The following is a 21,729-nucleotide window of genomic DNA, read 5'->3' as shown; positions in this document are numbered from 1 at the left end:
CCGTGACCTCGCGGCTACCCCGCGTCGGGTCCGTACACCTCGACCCTGTCCGAAACCCGACGTACATGAATGCAGTCGCCGGGGCACTCCTTCGCGGAGTCCACCACGTCCCGGAGCAGCGGCAGCGGCACCGGCGTCGTCGCCCCCGGAGCCTGGAGCAGCTCGTCCTCGCCGCTCTTCACATACGCCAGCCCGTCGATGTCCAGCTCGAACACCTCGGGCGCGTACTGCGCGCAGATCCCGTCCCCGGTGCAGAGATCCTGGTCGATCCAGACCTCCAGAGCCTCGGCGGCGCCCTCGGACGGGGCCTCGTGCTGCACGGTCATAATCTCCTGCCGTTTCCTTCGTCGGGTGAAGCGCCCGATGCACTGCCGGGAAGCAAGTCGCGCCAGCCCTGACGGGTGTTGAACACTTCGACGATACAACCGTCCGCTTTCCGATGTTGATGGGTGGGTATTCCCCTGACACGAGGGAGAGCGCAAGGGTGAAGATCGGACACACTCCCACCGTCTTTGTGATCTAGGGGTTTCAATCACCACCCACACAGGTAGGGTCAGGAAGCGTCCAGCTCCCCTTGGAGGAGGTGAGGACCGTGGCAGCCCACGACGACGACATCAACCGCGGCATCCGGCCCGGGCGGGGGTCCGAAGACCCAGCCGGCCAGGTTGCCTATCTTGAGCAGGAAATCGCCGTCCTGCGCCGCAAGCTCGCCGACTCTCCGCGTCACACGAGGATTCTCGAAGAGCGGATCGTCGAGCTTCAGACCAATCTGGCCGGCGTGTCCGCACAGAACGAGCGGCTCGCCAGTACACTCCGCGAGGCCCGCGACCAGATCGTGGCCCTCAAGGAGGAAGTCGACCGGCTCGCACAGCCTCCGGCCGGCTTCGGTGTCTTTCTGCAGGCCAATGAGGACGGCACATGCGACATCTTCACCGGGGGCCGCAAGCTCCGGGTGAACGTTAGCCCGGGCGTCCAGCTCGAAGAGCTGCGGCGAGGCCAGGAAGTCATGCTCAATGAAGCGCTCAACGTGGTCGAGGCCATGGCGTACGAGCGCGCCGGGGACATCGTCACCCTCAAGGAGATCCTCGAGGACGGCGAGCGCGCCCTGGTCGTCGGACACACCGACGAGGAACGAGTCGTAAGGCTCGCCGAGCCACTGCTGGACATCACCATCCGGCCCGGCGACGCCCTGCTTCTCGAACCCCGCTCCGGTTATGTCTATGAAGTGGTTCCCAAGAGCGAGGTCGAGGAGCTCGTACTCGAAGAGGTCCCGGACGTCGACTACGAGAAGATCGGCGGCCTGGGCAACCAGATCGAACTGATCCGCGACGCGGTCGAGCTGCCCTACCTCCACCCCGACCTCTTCAAGGAGCACGAACTCCGACCGCCGAAGGGCATCCTGCTCTACGGCCCGCCCGGCTGCGGCAAAACCCTGATCGCCAAAGCCGTCGCCAATTCTCTCGCCAAGAAAGTCGCCGAGGTCACCGGCCAGCCCGCGGGGAAGAGCTACTTCCTCAACATCAAGGGCCCCGAGCTCCTCAACAAATACGTCGGCGAAACCGAGCGGCACATCCGTCTCGTCTTCCAGAGGGCCCGTGAGAAGGCGAGTGAGGGTACCCCCGTCATCGTCTTCTTCGACGAAATGGAATCCCTCTTCCGCACCCGCGGATCCGGCGTCAGCTCCGATGTCGAGAACACCATCGTTCCGCAGCTCCTCGCCGAGATCGACGGCGTCGAGGGCCTGGAGAACGTCATCGTCATCGGCGCCTCCAACCGCGAGGACATGATCGACCCCGCGATCCTCCGCCCCGGCCGTCTCGATGTGAAGATCAAGATCGAGCGTCCGGACGCCGAGGCCGCGAAGGACATCTTCGCCAAGTACCTCACGGCCACGCTGCCGCTCCACGCCGACGACCTCTCCGAGCACAACGGCTCCAAGGAAGCCGCCGCCCACGCGATGATCCAGTCGGTCGTCGAGCAGATGTACGCGGAGACCGAGGAGAACCGCTTCCTGGAGGTCACCTACGCCAATGGTGACAAGGAAGTCCTCTACTTCAAGGACTTCAACTCCGGCGCGATGATCCAGAACATCGTGGACCGGGCGAAGAAGATGGCCATCAAGGCATTCCTCGACCGTGACCAGAAGGGTCTGCGGGTCTCCCACCTCCTCCAGGCATGTGTGGACGAGTTCAAGGAGAACGAAGACCTCCCGAACACCACCAACCCGGACGACTGGGCGCGGATCTCCGGCAAGAAGGGCGAGCGGATCGTCTTCATCCGCACGCTCGTCACCGGAAAGCAGGGAGCGGACACCGGACGCTCCATCGACACCGTGGCCAATACCGGTCAGTACCTCTGACCGGCCGACCGGGCCACTCCGGCCACACCGCAGCAATGACGAAATCGATCTCCCCAGCGGCGCAACGGCGTTCTAGGCTCTGCGGTACCGCCGAGTCGCGCAGCGCGGGGACGGGCACCGCATGCGCACCGGAGCACCAGCGGTACTTGAGCGTCCCTCCCGGAGGGGAGCGGCGCAGGGCAAGGAGGGCCGCATGACCGTACGGCGAGTAATGGGCATCGAGACCGAGTACGGCATCTCCGTCCCGGGCCACCCGAACGCCAATGCCATGCTCACCTCGTCCCAGATCGTCAACGCGTACGCGGCGGCGATGCACCGGGCGCGCCGCGCCCGCTGGGATTTCGAGGAGGAGAACCCGCTGCGGGACGCCCGGGGCTTCGACCTCGCCCGCGAGGCCGCCGACTCCAGTCAGCTGACCGACGAGGACATCGGCCTGGCCAATGTGATCCTCACCAATGGCGCCCGGCTCTATGTGGACCACGCGCACCCGGAGTACAGCTCCCCGGAGATCACCAATCCGCTCGACGCCGTCCTCTGGGACAAGGCCGGCGAGCGGATCATGGCCGAGGCCGCCGAGCGCGCCGGTCTGCTCCCCGGTGCCCAGCCCATCCATCTGTACAAGAACAACACGGACAACAAGGGCGCCTCCTACGGCACCCATGAGAACTACCTGATGAAGCGCGAGACCCCGTTCTCGGACATCGTGCGCCATCTCACGCCGTTCTTCGTCTCCCGTCAGGTCGTCACCGGCGCCGGACGCGTCGGGATCGGCCAGGACGGTCATGAGCACGGCTTCCAGATCAGCCAGCGGGCGGATTACTTCGAGGTCGAGGTCGGCCTGGAGACCACGCTGAAGCGCCCCATCATCAACACCCGCGACGAGCCGCACTCGGACGCCGAGAAGTACCGCCGGCTCCATGTGATCATCGGGGACGCCAATCTCTCGGAGATCTCGACCTATCTGAAGCTCGGCACCACGGCGCTGGTGCTCTCGATGATCGAGGACGGTTTCATCACCGTCGATCTCGCCGTCGACCAGCCCGTGCGCACCCTGCACCAGGTCTCCCACGACCCCGGCCTCGGCTATCTGATCACGCTCCGCAGCGGCCGGACACTCACCGCCGTCCAGCTCCAGATGGAGTACTACGAGCTGGCCCGCAAATATGTGGAGGAGCGCTTCGGCGCCGACGCCGACGACCAGACCAGGGATGTGCTGAGCCGCTGGGAGGACACGCTCAACCGCCTGGAGACCGATCCGATGAGCCTCTCCGGCGAGCTCGACTGGGTCGCCAAGAAGGAACTCATGGAGGGCTACCGCCGCCGGGACGGCCTGGACTGGGACGCCGCCCGGCTCCATCTGGTGGATCTCCAGTACGCGGACGTCCGGGCCGACAAGGGCCTCTACAACCGTCTGGCGGCCCGCGGCAGGATGAAACGCCTCCTGACCGAGGAGGACGTCTCCAGGGCTCGTACCAAGCCGCCGGAGGACACCAGGGCGTACTTCCGCGGCCGCTGTCTGGAGCAGTACGCGGATGACGTGGCGGCGGCCTCCTGGGATTCGGTGATCTTCGACCTCCCCGGCCGCGACTCGCTCCAGCGGGTCCCGACCCTGGAGCCCCTGCGCGGCACCCGTGCCCACGTCAAGGACCTCCTCGACCGGTGCCGGACGGCGGAAGAGCTGGTCCGGGTCCTGTCGGGCGGGTGAAAGGGTCCCGGTTCGGGAATCATTCCGGGGATCGGGGAATCGACGGAGCGTCCCGGAGCCCAGGGAAACCACAGGCCGATGTCAGAGCCTGCTTGTAGGGTCTGATCTTGACAGAATCAACTCATATCAGGGTGAAACCGAGCGGGGTGAGGGATATGTCGACCAAGGACAGCGGCGGCGGACAGCAGAAGGCCACACGTTCCACGGAGGAGACCGAGGAGCAGGCGCAGGACGCGCAGGTCTCGGAGGACCTCAAGGAGCGCCAGGAGAAGCTGAGCGACGACGTCGACTCGGTTCTCGACGAGATCGACGATGTCCTTGAGGAGAATGCCGAGGACTTCGTCCGCTCCTTCGTTCAGAAGGGCGGAGAGTAGTCCCGGGATCCGAACGGCGGACGGCGTTCCGAAGCGTCGGTACGGCATGGCCGGAGCCCGGCGGGATGAGCCCGGCCGGGCGGCGGAGGGGGATCCGCTCCATCCGCTCAGCTGCTCCTCCCATTCATGTGGATCACCGCCACAAGACGGGTAGGGTCCGTGGCGTACCGTGCTTCAACTGCAATTCGGCCATCGGCACATTGGGGGGGCGTTTCCGGACCGTTCGCCGGCCGCCGCCCATCCGGAAGGGGGGCTCGTGGAAGCCATCGCTCATGGCGCAGGGTGTCCGTCCGTCGCCTTCCCCGTACCCGGTCACCGCGGCCGGGCTGTTCCGAGCCGGTCCGTGCCGTGTTGACGCACTCTCCACTGACAGAAAGGGACGGATAGCCGGTGACGACGCCGTTCTATGTCTCGCCCGCACAGGCCATGCAGGACCGGGCGGAGTACGCCCGGAAAGGCATCGCCCGTGGACGCAGCCTGGTTGTGCTGCAGTACACCGACGGCATTGTCTTCGTCGGAGAGAACCCGTCCCGTGCGCTGCACAAGTTCAGCGAGATCTACGACCGGATCGGCTTCGCAGCGGCCGGTAAGTACAACGAGTACGAGAATCTGCGCATCGGCGGAGTCCGCTATGCCGACCTCCGCGGATACACCTACGACCGGGACGATGTGACGGCCCGGGGCCTGGCCAATGTCTACGCCCAGACACTGGGCACGATCTTCTCCAGCTCGGCCGAGAAGCCGTACGAGGTGGAGCTGGTCGTCGCCGAGGTGGGCGCGACCCCGGACGGCGATCAGATCTACCGGCTGCCGCACGACGGCTCGATCGTGGACGAGCACGGCTCGGTCGCGGTCGGCGGCAATGCCGAGCAGATCAGCACCTATCTCGATCAGCGGCACCGCGACAGCATGTCGCTCGCGGAGGCGCTGAAGCTCGCCGTCCAGGCACTGTCGAACCAGACCAACGGCACCGACCGGGAGATTCCGGCGGAGCGGCTGGAGGTCGCGGTGCTGGACCGCACCCGGCCGCAGAAGCGGAAGTTCAAGCGCATCGTGGGCCGGCAGCTCGCCCGTCTCCTGGAGGCGGACGGCGCCGCGTCGGTGCCCACGGACGCGCCGTCCGACACGGAGGACGGCACGGAGGAGAGCGGCGCGTAGCGGCGGATCATCCGGCGGGTGTCACGCCCGCGGGTGAGCCGATGGTGTCCCGGACATCCCCGGTCGGGGGTCCGGGACACTTCCGTGTCCGGGGCCGTCAGGGCAGCCGCCAGTGGTGCAGGCCCCGGGTGGAGCGGGTGAGCCAGGTGCCGTCGCCCAGCGGTGTCACCCAGCCGACGGGTGCCGGATAGCGGATCCGCCCCAGCGGGCGCAGGGTGGCCGCGTCGCAGAGCCAGTGGCGTGCGGCGGCCGGCCGGCCGGGCGCGTGGATCCGCCCGGTGACCAGGAGATGCCGGCCGTCCAGGAGAAAGGCGCCGTCGAACTCGTCGTCGTCCCGGTCCGCCCCCAGCCCCGCCAGGTCGTAGAGGACGGCCGGTTCGTCCGCGGTCACCTCGTGGCAGGCGAGTTCGTCCCGGTCGTCATTGGCGGCGATCCGCTCGGCCCGGCGCAGTGTGAGTGCGCGCGGCCGGTCCGCCGGGGCACCCGGCAGGAAGTCGATGATCTCGCGCATGGTGGTGCCGCCGCGGATGTGGAGTCCGTCGTGCCGGGGCTCGATCCACCAGGACGACCAGCTGTACCAGGCGGTCCAGCGGGAGACGGCGAGAAGCCCGCCGCCGGGGTGCCAGCGCTGGGTGATGACGGAGGAGATGCCCCCGATGGGGCGCTGCGCCCGTATGTCGCCGGTGCCGACGTCCGCGAGGATCAGGACATCGCTCTTGTACGGGGGCGTGGACGCGGCGCCGCGGCCCGTGCGGCGGCCGGTGCCGAGATTGGGCACGACGGCGCTGACCAGGCCGCCGCCGGGGTGCACGGCGGGCGGCCCGGGAGGCCGCGGGGTCTGGTGGGGGCCGTGCCAGGGGGCGTGCGGGAGCTCCCAGACGGTGGTGCCGTCCGCGGTGACCCGGCGGATCCGGCCGGCCTCCGCGACGATGGCGCCGTCGTCGAGCGCGGCGGCGGCGGCCTGCTCCGGCAGCCGGAGGGTGTGCAGCGGGCTGAGCTCGCCCGCCAGCAGCGCGGCGGCTTCATGGGTCTCCAGCCGGTCCCCGTCCCGTACGGCCAGTCTTCCCCCGGGGAGCGGGGTCACGGTACCGGCGGTGGGGAGGGTTCCGTTGAGAGCGGCGTCGATCGGGGTCTCCGCTGCACTCGTCATGATCGTGATCGTTGCACGGCGGTACGGCGGTCTCAAGAGCCGTCTCACCGGGACACCGCCCGCCCGCGCGGGCCGCCGGCCGGCTCAGGACGGCGGGGGCGCGGTGGAGTCGCGGACGATCAGCTCGACGGGAAGGTCGTCCCCGGTGGGCGGGGCGCCGTCGAGCACGGCCAGCAGTGCGGACATCCCGCGCTCCCCGACCTGTTGGGCGGGCAGCCGCACGGTGGTCAGCTCGGGTTCCACCGCGGTGGCGAGGGCGAAGTCGTCGAAGCCGGTGACGGAGATGTCCGCGGGGACGCGCAGCCCCAGGCGCCGTACGGCCTTGCAGGCGCCGGCGGCGAGGAGGTCGCCGTCGCAGACGACGGCGGTGGGCCGGGGGCCCGGCCCGGTGAGGGCCCGCTCGGTGGCCTCGCGCGCGCCCGCGACGTCGAACGCGGCCCGGACGGTGGCGACGGCGGTGCCGGGCACGGCGCGGATCGTGCCGGCCAGCGCGCGGGCGCGCACATCGAAGGTCCAGGAGTCGACGGCGGAGGCGAGATGGAGGAAGCGCCGGTGGCCGAGGGCCAGCAGATGCTCCGCGACCCGGCGCATGCCGTCCGCGATGTCGAGGTTGACATGGGCGGCGGCCTCGCGGTCGGCGGGGTCGCTGTCGAGCATGACCAGGGGCAGATCGGTGCCCCGGAGGGCGGCGACCGCCGTCGCGGCCATGGAGGAGGCGATCACTCCGTCGAGCGCCGCGGGGGAGCTCGCGAAGGGGTCCCGGGCGGGCCCGATGCCCTCGGGGGAGGGGTAGACGACGACACCGAAGCCGTGGGCCTCGGCGACGGCGGCGGCTCCGGTGTGGACGCGGGCGAAGAATTCGTTGGTGAGGGCGGGGACGACGAGCAGCGCGGTACGGGTGCGGCCGAGACGGAGATTGCGGGCGGCGAGATTCGGCCGGTAGTCCAGGGCGCGCGCGGTCTCCCGCACATGGTCGGCGGTGCGCTGGGAGACCCGGCCGCGCCATTTGCCGCCGAGCACGAGGGAGACGGTGGCCTGCGAGACCCCGGCGGCCCGGGCGACGTCCCGGCTGGTGGGCCGGGGGGAGACGGCCGCGCCGTGCTGCTCGGCGGGGGCCCGCCGGGTCCGTTCCGGCGCGGGGTCCGGGCGGACCTCCCGCTCCGGAGCCGGCTGTGCCCGCCGGTGCTCCTCCTCCCCCTCGCCTGCGCCGCCCCCGGTGCGTGTCCGTGCTCCGCCGCGACGGGACCCGTCTGCCATGGCTGCCGTCCTCTGCCGTTCCGCCGCCCCGCCCGCCCGCTCCGGAGGGTTCCGGAGCGGGCGGGTACCGCCCCGGCCCGGCCGGTCGCGCGGTGTCCGCGGCGGGGCAACTCAGTGGACCCGCGAACTGCCGACATGGTACGTATGGCCGCGACGTTATACGTAACACTCCGGTGCTGCCGGAGGAGGGAGGGGCTGGACATGGGCGCAGGTGTCACCGGTTACGGGGAGATCCTGAGGGCTCCGTACGCCGCGAGGCTGCTCGCCGGAACACTGGTCGGGCGGCTGCCGAGTGCCACCGGACCCATCGCGATCATGCTCTTCACCAGGGCCGAGGGCGGCAGCTACAGCCTCGCCTCGGCCCTGGCCGCCGTATACGGAGCCGGCACCGCGGCAGGACAGCCCCTGCTGGGGCGTGCCGTCGATCTGCGCGGGCAGCTCCGGGTCCAGCTCCCGGCCGCCCTCGTCTCCGCGCTCGCCATGGTGGCGCTCGCCGTGATCGGCACCGGCGAACTCTGGCCCGCCTGTGCGGCGGTCGCGGTCGCCGGGCTCTTCACCCCGCCCCTCGAAGGCGGTCTGCGCGCCCTGTGGCCGGCCGTGCTGGGGCGCGAGGACCGGGTCCACCGGGCCTACGCCCTGGACGCCGTGGCCCAGGAGATCATGTTCACCGTCGGCCCGCTGCTGGTCACCCTGCTGGTGTGGCTCTGGTCCCCGGCGGCGGCGCTGCTGGTGATCAACGCGCTCGGGGTGCTCGGCGCACTCGCCGTGGTGCTCTCCGAGCCCTCCCGGGCCTGGCGTTCCGCGCCCCGCGAGGCGCACTGGCTGGGGGCGCTGCGCTCGCCCGGCCTGCTCGCCCTGCTGGGCTCCTTCTTCTTCGTCGGTCTCGCCCTCGGCTCCATCACGGTCGCCGGTGTCGCCTACGCGGACGACCGGGGGAGCGAGGCGGTGTACGGCCTGCTGCTGGCCGCGCTCAGCTTCGGCGCCCTGGTCGGCGGGGTGTTCTACGGAGCCCGGCGGTGGACCGGCGAGCCCGAGCGGCGGCTGCGCATCCTGATCGCCCTGCTGGCGCTCGGCTATCTGCCCCTCGCGCTCACCCCCGGAGTGGCGGCGATGACCGTTCTGTCCGCTCTGGCCGGGCTCTTTCTCGCCCCGGCGATCGCCTGCGCCTTCGTCGTGGTCGACCGCCACGCCCCGCGCGGCACGGTGACCGAGGCGTTCTCCTGGCTGGTGACCACCTTCGGGGTGGGCGCGGCGGGCGGCACCGCCGTCGCGGGTCCGGTGGTCGAGTCGGCGGGCACGGCCTGGAGTTTCGCCGTGGCCGGCGGCGGCGGGGCCGCCGCGCTGCTGGTGCTGGCGGTGACCCGGCGGGCCCTCGCCGTACCCCTGCGCACCGGTGAACCAGCCCGCCCCGTACCGGCCGATCCGGCCCCCGCCGGCCCTCCCGTGCCCGACACCACCGCACGGGTATCCGAAAATGATCGTAATGGGGCCGCCGAACCCGGTTTCAGTTCCCGCCCCGAGGCGTAATGTTCAGACATGGACCGCCGCATTTTCGGGCTGGAGAACGAGTACGGCGTCACGTGCACGTTCAGGGGACAGCGCCGACTGTCACCTGACGAAGTGGCGCGCTACCTCTTCCGCCGAGTTGTGTCATGGGGCCGCAGCAGCAATGTCTTCCTGCGGAACGGCGCCCGCCTCTACCTCGATGTGGGTTCGCATCCGGAATATGCCACGCCGGAATGTGACAATGTGATCGAACTGGTCACCCACGACAAGGCCGGTGAGCGCATTCTCGAAGGCCTGCTCGTCGACGCCGAACGCCGCCTGCACGAGGAGGGAATCGCGGGCGACGTCTACCTCTTCAAGAACAACACCGACTCGGCGGGAAACTCCTACGGCTGCCACGAGAACTATCTCGTCGCCCGCCACGGAGAGTTCTCCCGGCTCGCGGATATTCTCATTCCGTTCCTCGTCACCCGGCAGCTGCTCTGCGGTGCGGGCAAAGTGCTCCAGACGCCGCGCGGCGCCGTCTACTGCGTGAGCCAGCGGGCCGAGCACATCTGGGAGGGGGTCAGCTCCGCGACCACCCGTTCCCGTCCCATCATCAACACCCGTGACGAGCCGCATGCGGACGCCGAGCGCTACCGCCGTCTCCATGTCATCGTCGGCGACTCGAACATGTCCGAGACGACCATGCTGCTCAAGGTCGGCGCGACCGATCTGGTGCTGCGCATGATCGAGGCGGGCACCGTGATGCGGGATCTGACACTGGAGAACCCGATCCGGGCGATCCGCGAGGTCAGCCACGACCTCACCGGCCGCCGCAAGGTACGCCTGGCCAGCGGCCGGGAGGCGTCGGCGCTGGAGGTTCAGCGGGAGTACTACGAGAAGGCCGTGGACTTCGTCGACCGGCGGGGGATCCGCACCGGAGTGGTCGAGCAGGTACTCGAACTGTGGGGCCGCACCCTCGACGCCATCGAGGCGGAGGACCTCGACCGCATCGGCACCGAGATCGACTGGGTCATGAAGTACAAGCTCATCGAGCGGTACCGGGCCAAGCACAACATGACCATGTCCCACCCGAGGGTCGCGCAGATAGACCTGGCGTACCACGACATCCACCGCCGCCGCGGGCTCTACTACCTCCTGGAGCGCAAGGGCCAGGCCGCCCGGATCTGCAACGACCTGAAGATCTTCGAGGGCAAGTCGGTGCCCCCGCAGACCACCAGGGCACGGCTGCGCGGCGACTTCATCCGCCGGGCGCAGGAACAGCGCCGGGACTTCACCGTCGACTGGGTGCATCTGAAGCTCAATGACCAGGCGCAGCGCACCGTGCTGTGCAAGGACCCGTTCCGTTCGGTCGACGACCGGGTGGAGAAGCTGATCGCCGGAATGTAGACCTGCGAGGGGTCGATTCCGGCCAGATGTCCGGAGTCGTCAACACGCACCCGCCGGCCGGTGGAACGTCACCCGGGCCCCGTACGTTTACTCGTGCGGGGCCCTTGGCGCGCCCTGGGGCCTTGTCGATCGGGCCGGGTGAGGGCACGGCGACGGGCCGCGCCGGGCCCGGCGTGATCCGAAAGGGAGGCCCTAGAGTGTCGAGGACCTTTCCATGACGTCTGAGATCTGAGGAACACGTGCGCCGATTCGCCGGCCTTCTTGTCGTCCCCGCGCTGCTGCTGTCGACAGCGGCATGCGGGAGTGATGACAAGGGCTCCGACTCCAACTCCGCAAGCTCCAGCTCCAGTGTGTCGAAGGGCGGGCTGCCGGCGATCACCGCGGGCGCCAAGTTCGGCGAGAAGCCCACGCTGGCGAAGGGGAAGGGCGCTCCGCCGAAGGAGCTGAAGGTCGAGGTCATCAGCGAGGGCAAGGGGGCCGTCCTGAAGAAGGGCGACCAGGCGCAGGTGAACTACCTCGGCCAGGAGTGGGACGAGACCAAGCCGTTCGACAACAGCTTCGACCGCGGCCAGCCGTTCGATGTCTCCATCGGCGGCCAGGGTGTCATCGAGGGATGGCAGAAGGCGCTGGACGGCCAGAAGATCGGCAGCCGCCTGGAGGTGTCGATTCCGCCGGCCCTCGGTTACGGCGCGCAGGGCCAGGGCGACATCAAGGCCAATGCCACGCTCGTCTTCGTGATGGACGTCGTCAAGGGCACGAGCGTCCCGGTCTCCGCCAAGGGCACCGAGGTCGCCCAGGAGAACATCGACCTGCCGAAGGTGGGCACCAACACCGACGGCAAGGCGCCGTCGGTGACCTTCCCCAAGTCGGCCGCCGCGCCGAAGAAGCTCGTGTCGAACTATGTGCTGGAGAGCACGGGTGCCGAGCTGACCGACAAGGACAGCGTTGTCGTGAAGTACGAGGCGTATGTCTGGGACGGCGCGAAGCAGTTCGACAGCACCTACAAGTCGGACTCCACGGTCACCTGGCCGCTGGGCCAGCTGACCGTGAAGGGGCTCAAGGACGGGCTCATCGGGAAGAAGGCCGGCAGCCGGGTGCTGCTGGTGATCCCGCCGGACCAGGCGTTCGGTGACAAGGAGCAGCAGGGGATCCCGAAGAACGCCACCCTGGTCTTCGCGGTGGACCTGCTCTCCAAGGCGTGATCCCGCGGGGCGCGGTCCCGGTCTCCGGGGCCGCGCCCGCCCGCCCGTCCCCTCCGGCGGAGACCGCCGGAGGGCTGTGACCGGCGCGCGGCCGGTCGTGCCCCCGGAGGCCGGCGCCCCGGTGGGGTGCGAGACTGTCCGGGTTGCCCATTCAACGTTTGAGGAGCAGTTCAGTGAGCATCGAGAAGCCCGAGATCGACTTCCCGGAAGGCAACCCGCCGGCCGACCTGGAGATCGTGGACATCTGGGAGGGTGACGGTCCCGAGGCCACGGCGGGCGCCTTTGTCAGCGTCCACTATGTGGGTGTCTCGTTCTCCACGGGTGAGGAGTTCGACGCGTCCTGGAACCGGGGCGAGGCGTTCCGCTTCCCGCTCGGCGGCGGCCGTGTCATCGCCGGCTGGGACAAGGGTGTGCAGGGCATGAAGGTCGGCGGCCGCCGCCGGCTGACCATTCCGCCGCACCTCGGGTACGGGGACCGCGGCGCCGGCGGCGCGATCAAGCCGGGCGAGACCCTGATCTTCGTCGTGGACCTCCTCGGCGTCTGACCTTCCCGGGCCGCTCCGGGACCGTTCCCGGACAGCTCGGCCGAGGCCCGTGCTCCGCTGAGCACGGGCCTCGGCTTTTGTGTCGACACCCCGGGGCGGTACGGTCGTCCGGGGCGGAAGCGAGTCGAGCGGAAGAGGTGCGGGGCGTCGATGGCGATTGCCAAGGCCGAGCGGCTGATGAATCTGGCACTGTGCCTGCTCGGGACGCGCCGGCCGCTGAGCAAACGCGAGCTGCGCGAGTCCATCGAGGCGTATCTGGAGGCGGGGGTCGACGATGCCTTCAACCGGATGTTCGAGCGCGACAAGGACGATCTGCGCGAGCTCGGCCTGATCATCGAGACCGTCGAGAACATCGACGGCGAGGTGGGCTATCTCGCCCGCCGGGACAGCAACCGGCTGCCGCCGATCACCCTCGACGCGGAGGAGGCGGCCGCGCTGGGTCTGGCCGCCCGGGTGTGGCAGCAGGCCCGGCTCGCCGGGGCGGCGAGCGGCGCGCTCCAGAAGCTCCGGGCGGCCGGAATGCCCGAGGCCGAGGATGCCTTCGACACCCACCAGAGCGCGCTGGAGCCGCGTATTCCGGTGCATGAGGCGGCCTTCGAGCCGCTGATGCTGGCCTGCCGCGACCGCCGGCCGGTGATCTTCGACTACCGGAAGGTCACCGCCGCCCGTCCCGAGCAGCGCCAGGTGGAGCCCTGGACCCTGGAGTGCTGGCGCGGCCACTGGTATCTGGCGGGCTGGGACCGGGAGCGCGGGGCCGAGCGGGTCTTCCGCCTCTCCCGTATCACCGGCAGGGTCCGGTCCCGGGCCGGGGCCTTCACCGTGCCCGTGCCCGATGTGGTCACGGTCCGCGAGACCGTGGAGAGCTGGGCGGGGGAGACCGCGACCCGTACCGCGCGGATCAGGCTGCGCACCGGTTCCGGCTATCCGCTGCGGGCCCGGGCGCAGTCGGTGCGCGAGCTCGGCGGCGGCTGGGACGAGCTGGAGATTCCGTACGGGCACGGGCTGGACGCCTGGCTGGTGGAGTTCGGCCCGGATGTGGTCGTGGTGGAGCCCGCGGATCTGCGGGCCGAAGTGATGGACCGGCTCCGTGCCGTGGCCAAGGGCTGAGGGGAAGTCGTACGACCATGGCCACCAACGCCATTGACCAGACGCGGCGCATGCTGTCGCTGGTGACCTATCTGCGGGAGCGTCCCGGTGCGCGCATCGGTGATGTGGCCCGCGCCTTCGGGATCACCGAGGACGAGCTGATCTCCGATCTCGATGTGCTGCCCATGTGCGGGACCAGCTTCCGGGGCGGCGATCTGCTCGACATCGACACCGACGGCGAACGGATCTGGTGGCACAACCCGGACGACGTGGCCGAGCCGCTGCGGCTGGCCGCCGACGAGGCGACCGCGCTTCTGGTGGCGGCGCGCGCGGTGGCCACGCTCCCCGGGCTGCGGGAGAGCGACCGTGACGCGCTGGTGCGGGCCACCGCCAAGCTGGAGGCCGCGGCCGGAGAGGTGGCCGGCGCCTCCTCCCGGCTCTCGGTGACCTTCGAGTCCGAGGGCGGGGTGTTCGCGGATGTGGACCGGGCGATCTCGGAGCGGCGCCGGCTCTGGCTGCGCTACTACTCACCGGCGCGCGATGAGCTGACCGAGCGCGAGGTCGATCCGATCCGGCTCTTCGCCGTGGGCCACACCTATATGGAGGGGTGGTGCCGGCTCTCGGAGGCGCGCCGCACTTTCCGGCTCGACCGGGTGGCCGAGATCCGGCTGCTGGACGAGCCCTCCGCGCCGCCCGAGATCGAGGTGCGGGATCTGTCGGAGGGGCTGGTCCATCCCTCGGCGGACGATCCCGAGGTGGTGGTCGAGGTGGGTCCGGCCGGGCGCTGGGTCGCCGAGTACTACCCGCACGACAGCGCCGAGGAGCTGGCCGGCGGAGGGCTGCGCATCACCCTGCGGACACCGTCCCCCTCCTCCCTGCGGCGGCTGGCGCTGCGGCTGGGCCGTGACGGGCGGATCGTCTCCCCGGTGGAGCTGGCGGAGAGTGCCCGGAGCGCCGCGCGGGAGGCCCTGGCCGCCTACGCCGAGGCCGCGGCCGCCCCCGGATCTCCGGATCCCGCGGACATCATCGCGGACTCGCCGGATCCCGGGCCGGTTCCGGCCCCGCCGGGAGCCGTGGCGGCCGATGGCCGGACGCACCGTACCGACAGAGGACAGGAATAGGGGGGTTTGCGCACTATGTCGCTCACGTCTGGGTCTGTTCCCTCACGGTCCGGCCCGGTCCTCTTCCGGGCGGCCTGCCCCGACTGCCGGGCCGGCTTCGAGCTCGCCGCCGAGTCGCTGCGGCTGAAGATCGGCGCCACCCCCGACACCACCTTCTACACCTTCACCTGCCCCCAGTGCGGCTCGGCGGTCCGCAAGCCCGCCGGTGAGCGGATCGTCGAGCTCCTCACCGGCGGCGGGGTGCGCACCCTCCGCCTCGCCCCCATCTCCCCGACTGTTTAGGCCGTCCATGCTCTGGCCCATGATCGCCATCGCCCTCGGTTTCCTCGGGATCGCCGTCCTCGGCGTCCTCGGGATCCGTGTCTTCGTCGAGGCCCGGCGGCTCGGGCTGGAGGTCGCCCGGACCGCGGAGCGGATCAGCCGGGCCTCGGAGGATCTTGAACGGGCGGCTGCCGGACTGGCCCGGAATGGCGAGACATTGCGCCCGGGGTCGTGAATTGACTCCCCGAATCAGGGCAAAGGCGTCAAGAACGCATTGTTTGGTGAAAGTCAGTAACCCGGCGGCAAGATCAAATAACTGCCGGCATTGCCCTGCGTTTACCAACTCGGGTTACGATCGCTGACAGCATGGTGGCTGAACATCCGTACGGTTGCTCAGCCGGCACCCCCCAACCGCCTCGGTGAGAAGGTACACGCTATGGGATTCGGACGGATCGGCGCTCCAGAGATCATTCTGATCCTCGTCGTCATCATCCTGCTGTTCGGGGCCAAGAAGCTTCCGGACATGGCCCGTTCGCTGGGCAAGTCCGCCCGCATCCTCAAGAGCGAGGCCAAGGCGATGAAGTCGGAGGGCGGCCAGCAGCAGACGGCCCCCGCGGACCCGCCGCAGCCCGGTGCCTCTCAGGAGCAGCAGCCCGCGCCGCGCACGATCAAGGCCGCACCCGGTGATGTGAGCAGCTCGCGCCCGGTGAACGAGCCGACGGACTCCACCCAGCGCTAGAACAGGGCCGCTCACAGGCCCTTCACCGGTGAGGGCCTGCCGCATGAGATGAGGACGTGGGTTGCTCAAGCCTGCCCGTAAGAAGAAGGACCCCGAGGGGCGGATGCCCTTGGTGGAGCACCTCCGCGAGCTGCGGAACAGGCTCGCCAAGGGGTTGCTGGCGATTGTCGCCGTGACGGTCGCCTCCGCCTTCTTCTACAACGACATCATCGATGTGTTCACCAAGCCCATCCTGGAGTCCGTGGGCTGCGCCACCAGCTTCTCCGAACTGGCGAAGCTGGAGGAGGACGCCACCTGCGCCAAGATCACCATCAACGGCCTGCTGACGCCCTTCACGCTGGTGCTCAAGGTGTCCCTGATGGCCGGTGTCGTCCTCGCCTCGCCGGTCTGGCTCTACCAGCTCTGGGCCTTCCTCGCGCCGGGTCTGCACAAACACGAGAAGAAGTACGCGCTGATGTTCGTCGGCGCCGGCTTCCCGCTCTTCCTGATGGGCGCTTTCTTCGCCTACAAGGTGCTGCCGACCACGGCGAAGGTGCTCATCGAGTTCACGCCGGCCCAGGTGGAGAACCTGCTTCCGCTGGATGATCTGCTCGACCTGGTGACCCGCATGGTGGTCGTCTTCGGGCTCTCCTTCGAACTGCCGCTGCTGCTGGTCATGCTCAACATCGGTGGTGTCATCACCGGCCGCCGGATGCTCGGCTGGTGGCGCGGAATGATCATGGGCATCACGGTCTTCTCGGCCGTCGCGACCCCCAGCACCGAGCCGATCACCATGCTGGCGCTGGCGATGCCCATCGTCCTCCTCTACTTCCTGGCCACCGGGATCTCGCTCTTCAACGACCGGCGGCGGGCGATCAAGGCCGCCCGGGGCCCCCGCGACGACGAGGCGTCCGAGCTGGACGCCCCCGAGGAGATCGGCGAGATGGAACCCGTCGCCGCCTCCCGTGCCCTGCCCGAGCAGGCGAGCGGCGAAGCCGGCGACCGGCTGCCGCACCGGGTGAACGGTTACGACGACATCACCTGACCACCGCGCCGGGCCCGCGGGAACACGGCCCGGGCGCGACGGCACACGCCGGCCCCTCCGGCATGTCCCCACGGCCCCCGGGGTGCAGTAATCTCACGCGGATGACCAGCGAGATCACTCTCTTCGTCAATCCCGCGGCGGGCCGCGGCCGGGGTGCGCGGGCGGCACAGCCCGCCGCGAGAGCCCTGCGGGACGTGGGCTTCTCCGTACGCACCGTCCTCGGCGAGGACGCGGCCGACGCGCTCGTCCGGGCCCGCCGGGCGGTCGACGGCGGCACCGGCGCGCTGCTGGCCGTCGGCGGCGACGGAATGATCTCCCTCGCACTCCAGGCGGTGGCCGGGACCCCGACCCCGCTCGGCGTGATAGCCGTCGGCACCGGCAACGACTTCGCCCGCACGCTCGGTCTCCCGCTCCGCGACCCGGCACGCGCCGGTGCGCTCGCCGGAGCCGCGCTCAAGGCCGGCTCGACCCGCACCATCGATCTGGGCCGGGCCGGCGGACGCTGGTTCGGCACCATACTCGCCTCCGGATTCGACTCCCGGGTGAACGACCGGGGCAACCGGATGCGGCTGCCGCTGGGGCGGTTCACCTACGATCTCGCCATCGTCGCCGAACTGGCGGCGCTGCGGCCCATCCCGTACCGGATCACCCTCGACGGAGGGCCCGTCCGGGAGATCGAGGCCACGCTCGTCGCGGTGGGCAACGGCCCCGCCTACGGCGGCGGCATGCGGATGTGCGCCGGAGCCGCGCTCGACGACGGACTCCTCGATGTCACCGTGGTCGGCCCCTGCTCCCGCACCACCCTGCTCAGGGTCTTCCCCCGGGTCTACCGGGGCACCCACCTCGGCCACCGGCTGGTCACCGCGCACCGTGTCCGGTCGGTCACCCTGGAGGCACCCGGCATCACCGGATACGCGGACGGCGAGCGGCTGGGCCCGCTGCCGCTCACCGCCGAGTGCGTGCCCGGCGCGGTGCGGGTGCTCGTACCACTGGATGCCCCGGGCGAATAAGTCCCGCGCTGAGTGTCACACCTCTTGGGTAGGCTCGTGAGCAAGATGACCGAGGATCTCTCTCCCGCCGAGCGCTACGCCGCCGCCCGCATCCGCGCCGCAGTGGAGGCCACCGCACTGTCCCCCTTCCGCGCGATGTACGAATTCGATCTGGACCCGTTCCAGATCGAGGCCTGTCAGGCCCTGGAAGCGGGCAGGGGTGTGCTCGTCGCGGCGCCCACCGGTTCCGGGAAGACCATCGTCGGCGAATTCGCCGTCCACCTCGCCCTGGAGCAGGGCCGCAAATGCTTCTACACCACCCCGATCAAGGCCCTCTCCAACCAGAAGTACACCGACCTCGCCAAGCGCTACGGCGCTGACAAGGTCGGCCTGCTCACCGGCGACAACAGCGTCAACGCCGACGCGCCGGTGGTCGTCATGACCACCGAGGTCCTGCGCAACATGCTGTACGCGGGATCCCCGGCACTGCTGGGCCTCGGGTATGTGGTGATGGACGAGGTGCACTACCTCTCCGACCGCTTCCGCGGCGCCGTCTGGGAGGAAGTGATCATTCACCTCCCCGAATCGGTCACCCTGGTCTCACTCTCGGCCACCGTCTCCAACGCGGAGGAGTTCGGCGACTGGCTGGACACGGTGCGCGGCGACACCGCCGTGATCGTCTCCGAGCACCGGCCGGTGCCCCTCTGGCAGCATGTGATGGCCGGGCGGCGGATGTACGACCTCTTCGAGGAGGAGTCCGACCACGGCGGCCGGGGCACCGGCCGGCGGGAGGTCAATCCCGATCTCGTCCGGCTGGCCCGGATGGAGAATCAGCGCTCCTACAATCCGCGCGACCGCCGCAGGGGCAAGATGGTCCGGGAGGCCGACCGGGAACGGGAGCGCCGCCAGCGCAGCCGGATCTGGACCCCGGGACGGCCCGAGGTCATCGACCGGCTCGATGCCGAGGGGCTGCTGCCCGCGATCACCTTCATCTTCAGCCGGGCCGGGTGCGAGGCCGCCGTCCAGCAGTGCATGTACGCCGGGCTCCGGCTCAATGACGACGGCGCGCGGCTCAGGGTCCGCGAGATCGTCGAGGAGCGCACCTCCTCCATCCCCACCGAGGATCTCCATGTCCTCGGCTACTACGAGTGGCTGGAGGGCCTGGAGCGGGGCATCGCCGCCCACCACGCCGGGATGCTGCCGACCTTCAAGGAGGTCGTGGAGGAGCTCTTCGTCCGCGGCCTGGTGAAGGCCGTCTTCGCCACCGAGACCCTCGCGCTCGGCATCAACATGCCCGCCCGCTCCGTGGTTCTGGAGAAGCTCGTCAAGTGGAACGGCGAGCAGCATGCCGACATCACTCCGGGCGAGTACACCCAGCTCACCGGCCGTGCCGGGCGGCGCGGGATCGATGTCGAGGGCCATGCCGTGGTGCTCTGGCAGCGGGCCATGGACCCGGCCGCCCTCGCGGGTCTCGCCGGGACCCGGACGTATCCGCTCCGCTCCAGCTTCCGGCCGTCGTACAACATGGCGGTCAATCTCACCCAGCAGTTCGGGCGGCACCGCTCGCGCGAGCTGCTGGAGACCTCCTTCGCGCAGTTCCAGGCGGACCGTTCGGTCGTCGGCATCTCCCGCCAGGTCCAGAAGAACGAAGCGGGGCTCGACGGCTACCGCGAGGGAATGACCTGCCACCTCGGCGACTTCGAGGAGTACGCGCGGCTCCGCCGCGACCTCAAGGACCGGGAGAACGACCTGGCGAAGCAGGGGGCGGCGCAGCGGCGGACCGCCGCCGCGGTCTCGCTGGAGAAGCTGAAGCCGGGCGATGTCATCCATGTGCCGACGGGCAAGTTCGCCGGTCTCGCGCTGGTGCTCGATCCGGGGATCCCGGCCGGGCGCACCAACGGCCACCGGGGATTCGAGCAGCACGACGGGCCCCGGCCGCTGGTGCTCACCGCCGAGCGGCAGGTCAAGCGGCTGGCGTCGATCGACTTCCCGGTGCCGGTGGAGCCGCTGGAGCGGATGCGGATTCCCAAGTCCTTCAACGCTCGGTCGCCGCAGTCGCGGCGTGATCTGGCCTCCGCGCTGCGGACCAAGGCCGGGCACATCGTGCCCGAGCGGCACCGCAAGTCCCGGTCGGCCGCGGCGGAGGACCGGGAGATCGCCCGGCTGCGGGCGGAGCTGCGGGCCCATCCGTGCCATGGCTGCGCCGAGCGCGAGGACCACGCCCGGTGGGCCGAGCGCTACCACCGCCTCCAGCGGGACACGCTCCAGCTGGAGCGCCGGATCGAGGGGCGCACCAATACGATCGCCCGCACCTTCGACCGGATCGTGGCGCTCCTGACCGAGCTGGACTACCTCCGCGGCGACGAGGTCACCGAGCACGGCAGACGGCTGGCCCGGCTCTACGGCGAGCTCGATCTGCTGGCGAGCGAGTGTCTGCGCGAGGGCGTCTGGGAGGGGCTCAGCCCGGCCGAGCTGGCCGCCTGTGTCTCCGCGCTGGTCTATGAGGCGCGCCAGTCCGACGACGCGGTGGCCCCCAAGGTGCCGGCCGGGCGGGCGAAGACGGCGCTCGGCGAGATGATCCGCATCTGGGGCAGGCTCGACGCCCTGGAGGAGGACTTCAAGATCAACCAGACCGAGGGCGTGGGCCAGCGGGAACCGGATCTTGGCTTCGCCTGGGCCGCCTATCAGTGGGCCTCGGACAAGAGCCTGGACGAGGTCCTGCGCGAGGCGGAGATGCCCGCGGGCGACTTCGTCCGCTGGTCGAAGCAGGTGATCGATGTGCTCGGCCAGATCGCCGCGGCGGCTCCCGCCGAGGGCGGCACGGTGTCGAGGAATGCCCGCAAGGCGGTGGACGCGCTGCTGCGCGGAGTGGTGGCGTACAGCTCGGTGGGCTGAGACGGGCGGGCGGCGTCAGGCCGGGGCGAGAGCTCTCGCCAGGGATTCCAGTCCGGCCGCCCGCACCACCCGATCGCCGAAGCCGGGGAGCGGCACGTGGAGTCTTTCCAGCCAGCGGGAGGGGACGGCTCCGATGCCGTGGACCGCTCCCGCGAGCATGCCGGTGACCGCCGCCACCGTGTCCGTGTCGCCGCCCAGATCGACCGCCGCCGCCAGTGACTCCTCATAGGTGTCCGTGGTGCGCACCGCCCAGAGCGCGGAGCCGAGGCAGGGCCACACCGCTCCGTTGAACTCGGTGGCGTCGGCCGGAGACCATCCGGGTGCCAGCACCCGGGCCCAGCGTTCCCGGTGGCCGGGATGGACCGCGGAGAGCGCGGCGGGCACGGCTCCGGCCGGATCGCCGCCGTCCAGGGCGACCCGGATCAGTTCGTGCAGGATCGCGGTGCCCTCCCCGGCCGCCGGGTCCCCGTGGGTGAGGGCGGAGATCCGCCGGGCCGCCGTCATGGTGGCCTCCCGGCCGGCCGGAGCGAAGTGGACGGCGGCGGTCGACGCCCGCATCAGGGAGCCGTTTCCGGCCGAACGCCCGGTGATCCGGAAGTGGAGCGCCGCCGCGCGGTCCCAGGGCTCGCCGTTGGTCAGCACATCCTCGGTCTGGAGGCCGATGTCCTTGGGATCGCCGGCGGCCCAGCGCTGGAACCTGCCGAAGATGTCGGGGAGATCGAGGCCCCCGCATGCCAGCAGGGACTCCCCGACCAGGACCGACATCTGGGTGTCGTCGGTGGCCTCTCCCGGGTCCCAGCCCCCGCCCCCGCACAACTCCCCTCTCCCGGTGGGGAATTCCGCGGTGAACACCCCCGGCTCGCGGAATTCGAAGGGCGCGCCCAGCGCGTCACCGGCCGCCGAGCCGATGACGGCGCCGAGTACCCGTGCCATGCGGTCGAGATGTCTCATCCGCACAGCGTAGGC

General features: G+C 70.2%; 20 protein-coding genes and 1 pseudogene. 17 read left to right on the top strand and 4 right to left on the bottom strand.

Going from position 1 to position 21,729, the window contains the following annotated elements; translation table 11 throughout:
- Positions 1 to 14: 14 nt before the first annotated feature.
- On the bottom strand, positions 15 to 326 hold the full coding sequence (locus tag AAFN69_RS15975) for a ferredoxin (protein WP_347729156.1): 312 nt from the start codon (positions 324 to 326) through the stop codon (positions 15 to 17).
- Between the two features lie 266 nt (positions 327 to 592).
- Here AAFN69_RS15975 and arc point away from each other — a divergent pair, with 266 nt between their 5' ends.
- The 5 genes and pseudogenes from arc to prcA all read left to right on the top strand — a co-directional run bounded on the left by arc (position 593) and on the right by prcA (position 5,596).
- On the top strand, positions 593 to 2,359 hold the full coding sequence (gene arc / locus AAFN69_RS15970) for a proteasome ATPase (protein ID WP_347729155.1): 1,767 nt from the start codon (positions 593 to 595) through the stop codon (positions 2,357 to 2,359).
- A 193-nt stretch (positions 2,360 to 2,552) separates the two neighbouring features.
- A complete protein-coding gene (dop, locus tag AAFN69_RS15965) occupies positions 2,553 to 4,064 on the top strand; it encodes a depupylase/deamidase Dop (RefSeq protein ID WP_347729154.1) in 1,512 nt (503 codons plus the stop codon).
- A 155-nt stretch (positions 4,065 to 4,219) separates the two neighbouring features.
- A complete protein-coding gene (locus AAFN69_RS15960) occupies positions 4,220 to 4,438 on the top strand; it encodes a ubiquitin-like protein Pup (RefSeq protein ID WP_347729153.1) in 219 nt (72 codons plus the stop codon).
- Positions 4,439 to 4,503: 65 nt separating this feature from the next.
- Positions 4,504 to 4,653: pseudogene (locus AAFN69_RS15955) on the top strand (endonuclease domain-containing protein); the annotation flags it as partial.
- 175 nt (positions 4,654 to 4,828) lie between these two features.
- A complete protein-coding gene (prcA, locus tag AAFN69_RS15950) occupies positions 4,829 to 5,596 on the top strand; it encodes a proteasome subunit alpha (protein WP_347729152.1) in 768 nt (255 codons plus the stop codon).
- A 97-nt stretch (positions 5,597 to 5,693) separates the two neighbouring features.
- Here prcA and AAFN69_RS15945 read toward each other — a convergent pair whose 3' ends face one another.
- A complete protein-coding gene (locus AAFN69_RS15945; RefSeq protein WP_347729151.1) occupies positions 5,694 to 6,746 on the bottom strand; it encodes a hypothetical protein in 1,053 nt (350 codons plus the stop codon).
- Positions 6,747 to 6,830: 84 nt separating this feature from the next.
- Positions 6,831 to 8,003, bottom strand: coding sequence for a LacI family DNA-binding transcriptional regulator (locus tag AAFN69_RS15940; RefSeq protein ID WP_347729150.1), 1,173 nt, complete (start codon positions 8,001 to 8,003; stop codon positions 6,831 to 6,833).
- Between the two features lie 201 nt (positions 8,004 to 8,204).
- Here AAFN69_RS15940 and AAFN69_RS15935 point away from each other — a divergent pair, with 201 nt between their 5' ends.
- From AAFN69_RS15935 to AAFN69_RS15880, 12 genes are all read left to right on the top strand, one after another.
- Positions 8,205 to 9,530 carry an MFS transporter gene (locus AAFN69_RS15935; RefSeq protein WP_347729149.1) on the top strand — a complete coding sequence of 442 codons (1,326 nt, stop codon included), beginning with the start codon at positions 8,205 to 8,207 and terminating at the stop codon, positions 9,528 to 9,530.
- A 9-nt stretch (positions 9,531 to 9,539) separates the two neighbouring features.
- On the top strand, positions 9,540 to 10,901 hold the full coding sequence (pafA, locus tag AAFN69_RS15930) for a Pup--protein ligase (RefSeq protein ID WP_347729148.1): 1,362 nt from the start codon (positions 9,540 to 9,542) through the stop codon (positions 10,899 to 10,901).
- Between the two features lie 239 nt (positions 10,902 to 11,140).
- Complete coding sequence (locus AAFN69_RS15925) at positions 11,141 to 12,103, top strand: FKBP-type peptidyl-prolyl cis-trans isomerase (protein WP_347729147.1); 963 nt, start codon at positions 11,141 to 11,143, stop codon at positions 12,101 to 12,103.
- 173 nt (positions 12,104 to 12,276) lie between these two features.
- Positions 12,277 to 12,648, top strand: coding sequence for an FKBP-type peptidyl-prolyl cis-trans isomerase (locus AAFN69_RS15920; RefSeq protein ID WP_347729146.1), 372 nt, complete (start codon positions 12,277 to 12,279; stop codon positions 12,646 to 12,648).
- A 150-nt stretch (positions 12,649 to 12,798) separates the two neighbouring features.
- Positions 12,799 to 13,755 carry a WYL domain-containing protein gene (locus AAFN69_RS15915; protein WP_347729145.1) on the top strand — a complete coding sequence of 319 codons (957 nt, stop codon included), beginning with the start codon at positions 12,799 to 12,801 and terminating at the stop codon, positions 13,753 to 13,755.
- Between the two features lie 17 nt (positions 13,756 to 13,772).
- Complete coding sequence (locus AAFN69_RS15910; RefSeq protein WP_347729144.1) at positions 13,773 to 14,855, top strand: WYL domain-containing protein; 1,083 nt, start codon at positions 13,773 to 13,775, stop codon at positions 14,853 to 14,855.
- Between the two features lie 15 nt (positions 14,856 to 14,870).
- On the top strand, positions 14,871 to 15,137 hold the full coding sequence (locus tag AAFN69_RS15905; protein ID WP_347729143.1) for a hypothetical protein: 267 nt from the start codon (positions 14,871 to 14,873) through the stop codon (positions 15,135 to 15,137).
- Positions 15,138 to 15,144: 7 nt separating this feature from the next.
- The gene (locus AAFN69_RS15900) at positions 15,145 to 15,351 is read left to right on the top strand and encodes a hypothetical protein (protein ID WP_347729142.1); all 207 of its coding nucleotides are present in this window, start codon (positions 15,145 to 15,147) and stop codon (positions 15,349 to 15,351) included.
- Positions 15,352 to 15,552: 201 nt separating this feature from the next.
- Positions 15,553 to 15,855, top strand: coding sequence for a Sec-independent protein translocase subunit TatA (tatA, locus tag AAFN69_RS15895; RefSeq protein ID WP_347729141.1), 303 nt, complete (start codon positions 15,553 to 15,555; stop codon positions 15,853 to 15,855).
- Positions 15,856 to 15,916: 61 nt separating this feature from the next.
- Positions 15,917 to 16,879: a twin-arginine translocase subunit TatC gene (gene tatC, locus AAFN69_RS15890; RefSeq protein ID WP_347729140.1), complete on the top strand. Its 963-nt coding sequence runs from the start codon at positions 15,917 to 15,919 to the stop codon at positions 16,877 to 16,879.
- Positions 16,880 to 16,980: 101 nt separating this feature from the next.
- The gene (locus AAFN69_RS15885; protein ID WP_347729139.1) at positions 16,981 to 17,889 is read left to right on the top strand and encodes a diacylglycerol kinase; all 909 of its coding nucleotides are present in this window, start codon (positions 16,981 to 16,983) and stop codon (positions 17,887 to 17,889) included.
- 45 nt (positions 17,890 to 17,934) lie between these two features.
- On the top strand, positions 17,935 to 20,763 hold the full coding sequence (locus tag AAFN69_RS15880) for a DEAD/DEAH box helicase (RefSeq protein ID WP_347729284.1): 2,829 nt from the start codon (positions 17,935 to 17,937) through the stop codon (positions 20,761 to 20,763).
- A 15-nt stretch (positions 20,764 to 20,778) separates the two neighbouring features.
- Here the strand turns inward: AAFN69_RS15880 and AAFN69_RS15875 are convergent, their stop codons facing one another.
- The gene (locus AAFN69_RS15875; RefSeq protein WP_347729138.1) at positions 20,779 to 21,714 is read right to left on the bottom strand and encodes an ADP-ribosylglycohydrolase family protein; all 936 of its coding nucleotides are present in this window, start codon (positions 21,712 to 21,714) and stop codon (positions 20,779 to 20,781) included.
- Positions 21,715 to 21,729 lie beyond the last annotated feature (15 nt).

Origin of the sequence: Streptomyces sp. CAU 1734, assembly GCF_039888735.1 — a bacterium.
GTDB lineage: Bacteria > Actinomycetota > Actinomycetes > Streptomycetales > Streptomycetaceae > Streptomyces.
The sequence above is the reverse complement of the archived record's forward strand: the minus strand, read 5'-3'. Positions and strand labels throughout refer to the sequence as shown.

Coding starts and splice junctions, on each gene's coding strand:
- AAFN69_RS15905 (WP_347729143.1), top strand. CDS start 14,871: ATGTCGCTCACGTCTGGGTCTGTTCCCTCACGGTCCGGCCCGGTCCTC.
- AAFN69_RS15910 (WP_347729144.1), top strand. CDS start 13,773: ATGGCCACCAACGCCATTGACCAGACGCGGCGCATGCTGTCGCTGGTG.
- AAFN69_RS15880 (WP_347729284.1), top strand. CDS start 17,935: ATGACCGAGGATCTCTCTCCCGCCGAGCGCTACGCCGCCGCCCGCATC.
- AAFN69_RS15900 (WP_347729142.1), top strand. CDS start 15,145: ATGCTCTGGCCCATGATCGCCATCGCCCTCGGTTTCCTCGGGATCGCC.
- pafA (WP_347729148.1), top strand. CDS start 9,540: ATGGACCGCCGCATTTTCGGGCTGGAGAACGAGTACGGCGTCACGTGC.
- AAFN69_RS15935 (WP_347729149.1), top strand. CDS start 8,205: ATGGGCGCAGGTGTCACCGGTTACGGGGAGATCCTGAGGGCTCCGTAC.
- AAFN69_RS15945 (WP_347729151.1), bottom strand. CDS start 6,746: ATGACGAGTGCAGCGGAGACCCCGATCGACGCCGCTCTCAACGGAACC.
- AAFN69_RS15875 (WP_347729138.1), bottom strand. CDS start 21,714: ATGAGACATCTCGACCGCATGGCACGGGTACTCGGCGCCGTCATCGGC.
- AAFN69_RS15885 (WP_347729139.1), top strand. CDS start 16,981: ATGACCAGCGAGATCACTCTCTTCGTCAATCCCGCGGCGGGCCGCGGC.
- tatA (WP_347729141.1), top strand. CDS start 15,553: ATGGGATTCGGACGGATCGGCGCTCCAGAGATCATTCTGATCCTCGTC.
- AAFN69_RS15960 (WP_347729153.1), top strand. CDS start 4,220: ATGTCGACCAAGGACAGCGGCGGCGGACAGCAGAAGGCCACACGTTCC.
- AAFN69_RS15940 (WP_347729150.1), bottom strand. CDS start 8,003: ATGGCAGACGGGTCCCGTCGCGGCGGAGCACGGACACGCACCGGGGGC.
- dop (WP_347729154.1), top strand. CDS start 2,553: ATGACCGTACGGCGAGTAATGGGCATCGAGACCGAGTACGGCATCTCC.
- AAFN69_RS15975 (WP_347729156.1), bottom strand. CDS start 326: ATGACCGTGCAGCACGAGGCCCCGTCCGAGGGCGCCGCCGAGGCTCTG.
- AAFN69_RS15915 (WP_347729145.1), top strand. CDS start 12,799: ATGGCGATTGCCAAGGCCGAGCGGCTGATGAATCTGGCACTGTGCCTG.